A 9,736-nucleotide genomic window follows, 5' to 3' on the forward strand; every position below is an offset into this window, starting at 1 on the left:
GGTGTCACCCCAGGCATCCTGGATACCTCTTCAGCCCCCCTTCCGGTTATGGCCGGCAGGGGCGTTTGTCGTAGCGGGCAAAGGTGAGTTGGTGTGTGAATTTATCGAATTTAATGTTTAAATCGCCAGGCGGACTTCCCTGTCAGGCTCGGAGCTCCTCTTTTTTTGGGGAGGTTGAAGGTATTGAAAACAATAAAATACTCAATGTAATCATTGCTTAAGATTGCCATCTAAGTGCATTCAGCTTGCAGGTCAGCAGATCTCGCGTGTAATTTTCACGTTTAAATAAACAACAAATACGACAATAACAAGATCAAATGTTAGAATTAACAATATCTTGAGGCTGTAGATGGACTATGACCGAGCACCCCGACACCACCCGCATCTGCTCGACCCGTGAGGCATCCCGCCTGCTCGGCATCAGTGTGCGCACCACACAGCTGTGGGTCGAGGAGGGGCATCTGCAGGCGTGGAAGACGCCCGGCGGGCATCGTCGCATCCTGCTCGACTCGGTAGAGCGTCTGATGCACAAACACCGGCATGCTGCATTGGTGGCGCCTGCGGCTCCCTTCGGGGTACTGGTGCTGCGTGAAGAGCCTGAAGACGGTGAAGCCCTGCGGGGCTTGCTGGCGCACGTTCTGCCTGACTGTCGGGTGGTGACGGCCCGGAATGGCTTTGAGGCATTGATCCGTATCGGCGAAGCCAATCCCGAAGCGCTGATCACCGACCTTAGCCTCGCCGGCCTCGATTTTTTCAGCATGGTCGAAGCCCTCGTGGCCCACGCCCGGGAACGACCGATGCTCATCATCGTGTTGGTGGCGTCGGAGGCGGACAGGGTGGGGGTCCGCCAGCGCCTGCCCGACGAGGTCGTGGTCATGGGGGCGCCAGCGGACGGCCATGAGATTGCCGCCCTGGTGCGAGCTTTTCGTCGTACCTGGCTGCGGGTGAGCCCCGAGGCCAGGCCGGCCAAAAAGCTGCGTGCGATGAATCTTCGTGCCACACCAAGCGCCCAGTGAATGCCATGCCCGCCCCAGCCCTTCCGCCGCGGTATCGCTGCCCGGCAGCCACGGCCGGTATCCATCTTTGCAGGCGCCAGCGACATCGACGCTGCCGGCATCCTTTTCAAGGACGCCTGACGCGGTCCAGACCATCGGGAGTCAATCCATGTCTTCAATCAAGGTCTTGATCGTTGATGATTCCGCCGTGCTGTGCCAGGTGCTGACAGCGCAGCCTTCTGCCAGAGGGGAGGTCGAGATAACCGGTGTTGCTGCTGACCTGCAGCGTGTGGGTGAAGCCCTGCAGGCCCAATGGCCGGATGTGATCGTCCTCCAGCTGGGGTTGGCCGGGGTGGATGACGTGGCGCTGCTCAGGCAGATCCTTGCTGAAAGGCCCACCCCTGTCGTCGTCTCCGCACCGCCGACCGAGGCCGGCATTGAGCTGGCGATGGATGCCCTGGGTGCAGGGGCCGTGTGCGCGGTCACCCGGCCCACCGGGATTCCCCGCAAGGTTTCGACGGATCTCTCTGACGATCTGCTGCATGCAGTCCGTGCCGCATCCCATGCCCGGATCGTTCCGGCAGGGGGCGAGCCCATCGCCCCGCGACCCATCACGCCACGACCCATCGCCGCATGCCCGTCTTGCAGCAGGTTTCCGCCGGTGGTGGCGATCGGAGCATCGGCAGGTGGCGCTCGCGCCTTGGAGACGGTGCTACGGGCCTTGCCGGCTGACAGCCCAGGCGTGGTGGCGGTAGTGCACATGCCTGAGGGTTTCACGGCAGCCTTTGCGCGGCTGCTCAACCCCTTGTGCCAGGTCGAGGTGCGGGAGGCCCGCCACGGTGACCGGGTGCTTCCCGGTCGCGTGCTGCTTGCGCCGGGCGGTGCGCACATGCTGCTCAAGCGCAGCGGAACCCAGTACGTGGTGGATATCATCGACGGCCCGGCGGTGAGCCGGCGTCGCCCGTCGGTGGATGTGCTGTTCCGGTCGGTGGCGCGCTTTGCCGGCAAGGAGGCTCTGGGCATCATCATGACCGGCATGGGCAATGATGGCGTGCGCGGTCTCAAGGAAATGCACGAGGCCGGTGCCCGCACCATTGCCCAGGACGAGGCCGGTTGTGTGGGCTTCAACATGCCCGGTGAGGCCATCAGGATGGGGGCCGTCACCCGCGTGCTACCTCTGCAGGCAATCCCGGAAGCCATCATGGGCAGCGTCGAGCCGGCCCCCGAGGTGAGCATGGAGCAAGGCCCGGCCTGAGCCGAACCTACAGCCCGAGGGACTCGCCTGCGCCGAGCAGGGTGGCTACGCCAAGGATGGCAAAGATGGCTGCGGCGATCATGTGAACCAGGCGCACCGGCATCTTGTCGGCGATACGGTTGCCCAGCAGCACCGCCGGTACGTTGGCGATCATCATCCCCAGCGTGGTGCCGGCGACAACGGGAATGAAGGCATGGTACTGGGCCGCCAGCGCAACGGTGGCCACCTGGGTTTTGTCGCCCATCTCGGCCAGAAAGAAGGCGATCAGTGTTGTTCCGAAAACCCCGAATCTGGCGAACTTCGCCTCTTCCTCATCAAACTTGTCCGGGATCAGCGTCCAGATCGCCATGCCGATGAACGACAGGCCCAGGACCCAGCGCATGGCTTCCGGGGCTACCAGGGAAGTGATCCAGGCACCCAACGCACCGGCGAAGCCGTGGTTGGCCAGGGTGGCAACCAGAATGCCGATGATGATGGGGACAGGTTTGCGGAACTTGGCCGCAAGGATGAAAGCAAGAAGTTGAGTCTTGTCGCCGATTTCAGCGAGGGCAACGATGCCAGTGGAGACGAGAAAGGATTCCATCATGCAGTACTGGCCGGAGTTTCCAATTGACCACGCAAGCTCTCCGGCCTTGGGAGCTTGGGTGGTCAATGGTCTTGCCAAGTATGGGAACCGCTTGCGCCATGCCGTGGCCGGCAAGTATGTTGACGCAAGCCTCTTCTGGGCGAAGAGAGGCTACTCCCCAATGACGCCGCGGATTATACCGATGTCCGCTGGGTCGGTGGTGCGCCGCAGCAGAAATCTTGCGAAAAAAGTGGCGGCTTAAGTGCGGACGGCCAAAAAGCGAGGTCAATCGGCTGCCTCCTTGGGTTAGACTCTGCGCCCATGCGCCGCTGGATTGCCGTCTTCTTCCTGCTCTTGTTACCGCTGCAAGCCGTCTGGGCCGCAGCGGCGCAGTACTGCCCCCATGAAAAAGGTGCGCAGGCCTTCCACTTCGGGCACCACACCCATGAGCACCAGAGTGAAGCTGATGTCGGTGAGCCGGACATGCCTCTGTCGGCGCTGGAAGATGGCGACTGCCATGTCTGCCATGCTTTCTGCAGCGCCATGTACTCCGACACCTCCCGCGTAGCATCCCTGGCCATTGCGCCGACGCCTGCCCCGGCCCCGGCGTTTGCGCTGCCCACGCCACCTCAAGCCCAGCCAGACCGCCCCAACTGGCCCCGCTTCGCCTGACGGCGAGGCGAGTTCTGGCACTCATCTCCTTCGACTGTTGATCCGCAGGGCGCTCTTGCGCGCCCCGTGCGGCATGCGGTCATGCCTCGCCGATTCCACTTCCATGTTTTCTGGAGAAGAATCGGATGCAATCCAAACCAAGATTCACCCTTGCAGTAGCCGGCGCGCTCGCGCTCATGGCGTTGCCTGTGCATGCCGAAGCCGGCGCAGGCATTGGCAAGTACGCGGTGTCTGCCGCAATGGCCGCCAACCCTGCAGAGCCGACCGGTCCGCTCACGCTCGACGCGGCGATCGTCCTGGCGATGGCTGCCAACCCGGAGTTGTCCGCGGCGGCCAATGAACTGCGTGCAGTGGAGGGCGCAGTCATCCAGGCCGGCCTGCTGCCGAACCCGGAGGTGTCGACGTCGGTTGAAGATACCCAGAATCGTGCGACACGCACCACCACCTTGCAGATCAGCCAGATGGTGGAGCTGGGCGGCAAGCGCACCGCGCGGATCGCCTCGGCAGAGCGCGGGCGTGATGTGGCGATGGCGGACCTGCTAGGCCGACGCCTGGAAATAAGGGCAGCTACCGTCGCTGCCTTCTTTGAGGTTCTGGTGGCGCAGGAGCGCATCCAGCAGATGGAAGACCTCCTGGCGCTGGCCCAGCGAGCGACCGCGGCCGCGTCCCGGCGGGTTGTGGCGGGCAAGGTCTCGCCCGTCGAGGAGACGAAGGCGCGGGTTGCCGAGGCGTCGGCGAAGGTCGAACTGGGCCAGGCCCGGGTGGATCTGACGGCCGCCCGGAAGCGCCTGGTCACTACCTGGGGCAGCGCCCAGCCCCGCTTTTCGATGGCTGAAGGCCGTACTGATCAGTTGCCCGTCCTGCTGTCGGACGAGGAGCTGGCGGCGCGCCTGGACAAGGCTCCGCAGCTGGCCCGGGCCCGCCATGAGGTGGAGCGCTTTACGGCCCTGGCCGAGCTGGCCCGGGCCAAGCGGATTCCAGACGTGACGGTGAGCCTGGGCGCCAAGCGGGCCGAGGAACTCGGGCGCAATCAGGCGGTGGTGGGCCTGTCGATTCCGCTGCCGGTGTTCGACCGCAACCAGGGTGGGCTGCTGGAGGCCCTGCGGCGGGCAGACAAGGCACGGGATGAACTGCACACCGCAGTGCTCCGCCTTGGCGCGGAGGTGACCGGAAACCACGAACGCCTCAAAGCCCTGCTCATGGAAGCGCAAACCCTCCACCAGGAGATCGTGCCGGGCGCCCGGAGCGCCTACGAGGCGGCCAGCAAGGGCTACGAGCTCGGGAAGTTCAGCTTCCTGGATGTGCTCGACGCCCAGCGCACCTTCTTCCAGGCCCGCACCCAGTACCTCAGGAGCCTCGCCGATGCGCATCGGACCGCGGCCGAGCTGGAGCGGGTCCTCGGCGCGATCACCCTGCCGTCATCTGCGACGGCCGAACCTCTTTGAGAGAAACAGCATGAACAACACAGCTAACAGGACAGTCCTGGGCCTGAGCAGAAAGCAGCTTGCGGTGATTGCCGCCATTCTCATCGGTGGCATTGCTGCCGGTGGCTGGATTCTGGGGAGCGCCCCGGCGGGTGCTCCCGATGATCACGCCGCCCACAGCGATGCTCGTGGCCACGACGATGGCGAGCACCACGGCGTCAAGGCCGCGGAGCGGCACGATCATGAGGCCGGACATGAAGATCCGGAGCACCATGCGAGCTCGTCCGTCGCCGAAGCTGACAGCAATGCGCTGGTGCTGAGCGAGTCCCGGATCAGGGCGGCCGGTATCGGTGTCGACAAGGCCGGGCCGGCCACCATCCGGACGAGCAGTATCCTGCCCGGAGAGATCCGTTTCAACGAAGACCGCACGGCTCACGTGGTGCCGAGACTGGCCGGAGTCGTCGAGAGCGTCCCCGCCAATCTGGGGCAGCCGGTCAAGCGTGGGCAGGTGCTGGCTGTCATTGCCAGCACAGGGCTTTCGGAGCTGCGCAGCGCACTGCTGGCCGCCCAGAGGCGCTTGAGCCTTGCCCAATCCACCTATATCCGGGAAAAGCAGCTCTGGCAGGAGAAGATCTCCGCCGAGCAGGACTATCTGGCCGCCCAGCAGACGCTGCGCGAAGCCGAGATCAGCGTGGCCAACATGCAGCAGAAGCTGCTTGCCCTCGGTGCCTCCGCGGGGGGGGCCGGGCGCCTGAGCCGCTACGAAATCCGGGCGCCATTTGACGGCGTCGTAGTCGAGAAGCACATCACCTTAGGTGAGGCGGTGAAGGAAGACGCCAGCATTTTCACTCTGTCGGACCTGTCGTCGGTATGGGCCGAGATTGTGGTGCCGGCGAAGGACCTGAACCTGGTCCGGGTCGGGGAGAAGGTAGTGGTGCGCGCGACAGCCTTCGACTCCTCCGCGGAAGGCCGCATCGCCTATGTGGGGGCGCTCCTCGGGCAGGACACCCGCAGCGCGAAGGCGCGGGTGACCCTGTCCAATCCGAAGATGGCCTGGCGGCCCGGCCTGTTTGTGAACGTGGAGGTCGTGTCGGGCGAGGCCCGGGTGCCGGTGAGCATTGCCACCGATGCGCTTCAGACGATTGATGACCGGCCGGTGGTGTTCGTCCGGGTGGCCGACGGCTTTGTCGCCCGGCCGGTCACCCTTGGCCGTTCGGATGGTGAGCGGATCGAAGTCCGTAGCGGCCTTGAGGCGGGTACGCCCTATGCGGCGTCGGGCAGTTTCGTGCTCAAGTCGGAACTCGGCAAGGGCAGCGCCGAGCACAGCCACTGAGGGGGAATGAGCCATGTTTGAACGCATCATCCGCCTTGCCATCGAGCAGCGCTGGCTGGTTCTGCTGGCCGTCCTGGGCATGGCGGCGCTGGGTATCTTCAACTACCAGCGCCTGCCCATCGACGCCGTGCCCGACATCACCAACGTCCAGGTCCAGATCAACACCGCCGCGCCGGGGTATTCGCCACTGGAAGTCGAGCAACGGGTGACCTACCCGGTGGAGACCGTGATGGCCGGCCTGCCGCAGCTGGAGCAGACGCGCTCCCTGTCGCGCTACGGGCTATCGCAGGTGACCGTCATCTTCAAGGATGGCACCGACATCTACTTTGCACGGCAGCTGGTCAATCAACGCATCCAGGAGGCCCGCGAGAAGCTGCCCGCCGGCATCACGCCGGCCATGGGGCCGATTTCCACGGGGCTTGGGGAGATCTACCTGTGGACGGTGGAGGCCGAGGACGGCGCGCTCAGGCCGGACGGCAAGCCCTACACACCCACCGACCTGCGCGAGATCCAGGACTGGATCATCAAGCCCCAGCTACGTAACGTGACCGGCGTGACCGAGATCAACTCCATAGGCGGCTTCGCCAAGGAGTACCAGGTGGCACCGAGCCCGGAAAAGCTCGCTTCCTACGGCCTGACTCTGCAGAGTGTGGTGGCTGCCCTGGATCGCAACAACAGCAATTCCGGCGCCGGCTACATCGAAAAGCGCGGCGAGCAGTACCTGATCCGTGCTCCGGGGCAGTTGCGGACCCAGGAAGATATCCGCAACGTGATCCTGGGCAATGTGCAGGGCGTGCCGATCCGCATCCGCGATGTCGCTGATGTGGGCATCGGGCGTGAGCTGCGCACCGGTGCGGCCACCGACAACGGCCGCGAGGTCGTGCTGGGTACGGTGTTCATGCTGATCGGCGAGAACAGCCGGAGCGTGTCCCGGGCTGTGGATCAGAAGATGGCGGAAATCAACCGCAACCTGCCGCCCGGAGTCCACGTGGTCACGGTTTACGACCGCACGGTGCTGGTAGACAAGGCCATCGACACGGTAAGGAAGAACCTCCTCGAAGGCGCGATCCTGGTGATCGTCATTCTCTTCCTGTTCCTCGGCAACATCCGCGCAGCCTTGATCACCGCCATGGTCATCCCGCTGTCGATGCTGTTCACCTTCTCGGGCATGGTCAGCTATCGGGTCAGTGCCAACCTGATGAGTCTGGGGGCACTGGATTTCGGGATCATCATCGACGGCGCCGTGGTCATCGTCGAGAACTGCGTCCGGCGTCTCGCCCATGCCCAGACACGCTTCGGCCGGCCGCTGACCCGGGCGGAGCGTTTTCACGAGGTCTTTGCGGCATCACAGGAAGCCCGCCGCGCGCTGCTCTTCGGGCAGCTCATCATCATGGTGGTCTATCTGCCGATTTTCGCCTTGGCAGGGGTGGAGGGAAAGATGTTCCACCCGATGGCCTTCACGGTGGTCACTGCGCTGGTCGGGGCGATGATCCTTTCCGTCACCTTCATCCCCGCAGCGGTGGCGCTGTTCATCGGCAGCAGGGTGGATGAGAAGGAGAACGTGCTGATGGGCGTGGCCAGGCGCAGCTACGAGCCGGCGCTGCGGCAGGTGATGGTCAATGCGCCGGTGGTGCTCACCGCCACGGCCGTGACGATCCTCCTATCGGGGCTATTGGTGACGCGGCTGGGCAGCGAGTTCGTCCCCAATCTCAACGAGGGCGACCTGGCCATCCAGGCGCTGCGTATCCCGGGCACCAGCCTGAGCCAGTCCATCGAGATGCAGCAACGGCTGGAGAGCCGGATCAAGGCCGAGTTTCCGGAGGTGGAGCGGGTCTTTGCCCGCACCGGTACGGCCGAGATCGCATCCGACCCCATGCCGCCCAACATCTCGGACGGCTACATCATGCTCAAGCCCGAAGCCCTGTGGCCCGAACCCCGGCGCAGCCGGGAGGCGCTGCTGGCCGACCTTCGGAAGGTGGCAGAGGAGATGCCGGGCAACACCTACGAGTTCTCCCAGCCCATCCAGCTCCGCTTCAACGAACTGATCTCCGGCGTGCGCAGTGATGTGGCGGTGAAGGTCTTTGGCGACGACATGGAGGTGATGAACGAGACCGCGGGGAAGATCGCCGCGGTGCTGGAGCAGATCCCTGGCGCATCCGAGGTCAAGGTTGAACAGACCACGGGCCTGCCAATGTTGACCATCGATATCGACCGGGACAAGACGGCGCGCTATGGCCTTAATGTGGGTGACGTGCAGGATGCCGTGTCCACCGCCATTGGCGGCCAGGAGGCGGGTACGCTGTTCGAGGGGGATCGCCGATTCGATATCGTCGTCCGTCTGCCAGAAGCGCTGCGCTCGGACCCCGAATCGCTCAGGCGGCTACCCATCGCCCTGCCGCGCGGCAATGGCGCCGGGGATGCACGAACGGCCTATATCCCGCTCAGTGAAGTGGCCAGCCTGGACTATGCACCGGGCCCCAATCAGATCAGCCGCGAGAACGGCAAGCGCCGCGTCGTTGTCAGTGCCAACGTCCGCGGGCGTGACATTGGCTCCTTCGTGGCTGAAGCCCAGGCAAGCCTTGGCAAGGTGGAGATCCCGGTGGGCTACTGGACCGCCTGGGGCGGCACTTTCGAGCAACTGGAGTCAGCTTCCCGGCGGCTCAAGATCGTTGTTCCAGTGTCCCTGCTGCTGGTGTTCACCCTGTTGTTCGCCATGTTCGGCAACATGAAGGACGGGCTGCTGGTCTTCTCGGGCATTCCCTTCGCGCTCACCGGCGGCATCGCCGCCCTGTGGCTGCGTGACATCCCGCTCTCCATCTCGGCGGGGATCGGCTTCATTGCCCTGTCGGGCGTGGCGGTGCTCAACGGGCTGGTGATGATCGCCTTCATCCGCAAACTGCGGGAGGAGGGACGTTCGCTGGATGAGGCCATCCACGAGGGTGCGCTGACGCGGCTGCGTCCGGTGCTGATGACTGCGCTGGTGGCATCCCTCGGCTTCATCCCGATGGCCCTGGCCACCGGCACGGGGGCCGAGGTTCAACGGCCGCTGGCGACGGTGGTGATCGGCGGAATCCTCTCTTCAACGGCCCTGACCCTGCTGGTGCTGCCGCTTCTGTACCGGCTGACGCACCGTGGCGAGGCGGAGGGGTAGAAGGGGTTGAACGACGCCACGAGCGCCAGATAAAAAAGCCCATCTGGAAAAGGTGGGCGTTGCATTTCAGGGCTTGTTTTCCGCTTCGGCTCCATCAATGTCGAGCGGTGCAGGAGCTGAGCCATGCAATATGGTTTTAGTGCAAAATTCAGCTTTGGGTTCTTGAGCTCATGGATCGGGCTCCAGAAAGGCCAAAGCCCGCATAAGCGGGCTTCCAGACTGCTGACGAACCCCTGGTTTTTCCGGGGGTTCGTGTTTTTGAAGCCCTCTCAGACGACGAGAAACGCTCGGTAGCGGCCAACGGCTGTGGGGCTCGTTGGGATCGAAATGATGTGTTGGCG

7 protein-coding genes and 1 riboswitch are annotated in these 9,736 nt (G+C 64.2%); of the genes, 6 read left to right on the top strand and 1 reads right to left on the bottom strand.

Translation table 11 applies throughout. The annotated features are described in order from the left end of the window. The first annotated feature begins 356 nt into the window (after positions 1-356). Both PHI64_RS19340 and cheB read left to right on the top strand, forming a co-directional pair. Complete coding sequence (locus PHI64_RS19340; protein ID WP_299886480.1) at positions 357-1,016, top strand: excisionase family DNA-binding protein; 660 nt, start codon at positions 357-359, stop codon at positions 1,014-1,016. A 148-nt stretch (positions 1,017-1,164) separates the two neighbouring features. Next, positions 1,165-2,250 carry a chemotaxis-specific protein-glutamate methyltransferase CheB gene (gene cheB, locus PHI64_RS19345; protein ID WP_299886483.1) on the top strand — a complete coding sequence of 362 codons (1,086 nt, stop codon included), beginning with the start codon at positions 1,165-1,167 and terminating at the stop codon, positions 2,248-2,250. Positions 2,251-2,257: 7 nt separating this feature from the next. On the opposite strand, the gene PHI64_RS19350 is transcribed toward cheB, so the two are convergent. After that, on the bottom strand, positions 2,258-2,833 hold the full coding sequence (locus PHI64_RS19350) for a TMEM165/GDT1 family protein (protein WP_299886498.1): 576 nt from the start codon (positions 2,831-2,833) through the stop codon (positions 2,258-2,260). Positions 2,834-2,850: 17 nt separating this feature from the next. Continuing rightward, a riboswitch (yybP-ykoY riboswitch) is annotated at positions 2,851-3,007 on the bottom strand. Between the two features lie 129 nt (positions 3,008-3,136). On the opposite strand from PHI64_RS19350, the gene PHI64_RS19355 reads away from it, so the two are divergent. The 4 genes from PHI64_RS19355 (at position 3,137) to PHI64_RS19370 (ending at position 9,395) form a co-directional block, all read left to right on the top strand. Next, positions 3,137-3,487, top strand: a complete 351-nt coding sequence (locus PHI64_RS19355) for a hypothetical protein (RefSeq protein WP_299886486.1) — start codon at positions 3,137-3,139, stop codon at positions 3,485-3,487. A 125-nt stretch (positions 3,488-3,612) separates the two neighbouring features. Continuing rightward, positions 3,613-4,932, top strand: a complete 1,320-nt coding sequence (locus tag PHI64_RS19360; RefSeq protein ID WP_299886489.1) for a TolC family protein — start codon at positions 3,613-3,615, stop codon at positions 4,930-4,932. 10 nt (positions 4,933-4,942) lie between these two features. Further along, positions 4,943-6,244, top strand: coding sequence for an efflux RND transporter periplasmic adaptor subunit (locus PHI64_RS19365; RefSeq protein WP_299886492.1), 1,302 nt, complete (start codon positions 4,943-4,945; stop codon positions 6,242-6,244). A gap of 13 nt (positions 6,245-6,257) precedes the next feature. Continuing rightward, positions 6,258-9,395, top strand: a complete 3,138-nt coding sequence (locus PHI64_RS19370; RefSeq protein ID WP_299886495.1) for a CusA/CzcA family heavy metal efflux RND transporter — start codon at positions 6,258-6,260, stop codon at positions 9,393-9,395. The last annotated feature ends 341 nt before the right edge of the window (positions 9,396-9,736 follow it).

This window comes from Zoogloea sp., from assembly GCF_028689785.1.
Taxonomy (GTDB): Bacteria; Pseudomonadota; Gammaproteobacteria; order Burkholderiales; family Rhodocyclaceae; genus Zoogloea.

Coding starts and splice junctions, on each gene's coding strand:
- PHI64_RS19340 (WP_299886480.1), top strand. CDS start 357: ATGACCGAGCACCCCGACACCACCCGCATCTGCTCGACCCGTGAGGCA.
- cheB (WP_299886483.1), top strand. CDS start 1,165: ATGTCTTCAATCAAGGTCTTGATCGTTGATGATTCCGCCGTGCTGTGC.
- PHI64_RS19350 (WP_299886498.1), bottom strand. CDS start 2,833: ATGGAATCCTTTCTCGTCTCCACTGGCATCGTTGCCCTCGCTGAAATC.
- PHI64_RS19355 (WP_299886486.1), top strand. CDS start 3,137: ATGCGCCGCTGGATTGCCGTCTTCTTCCTGCTCTTGTTACCGCTGCAA.
- PHI64_RS19360 (WP_299886489.1), top strand. CDS start 3,613: ATGCAATCCAAACCAAGATTCACCCTTGCAGTAGCCGGCGCGCTCGCG.
- PHI64_RS19365 (WP_299886492.1), top strand. CDS start 4,943: ATGAACAACACAGCTAACAGGACAGTCCTGGGCCTGAGCAGAAAGCAG.
- PHI64_RS19370 (WP_299886495.1), top strand. CDS start 6,258: ATGTTTGAACGCATCATCCGCCTTGCCATCGAGCAGCGCTGGCTGGTT.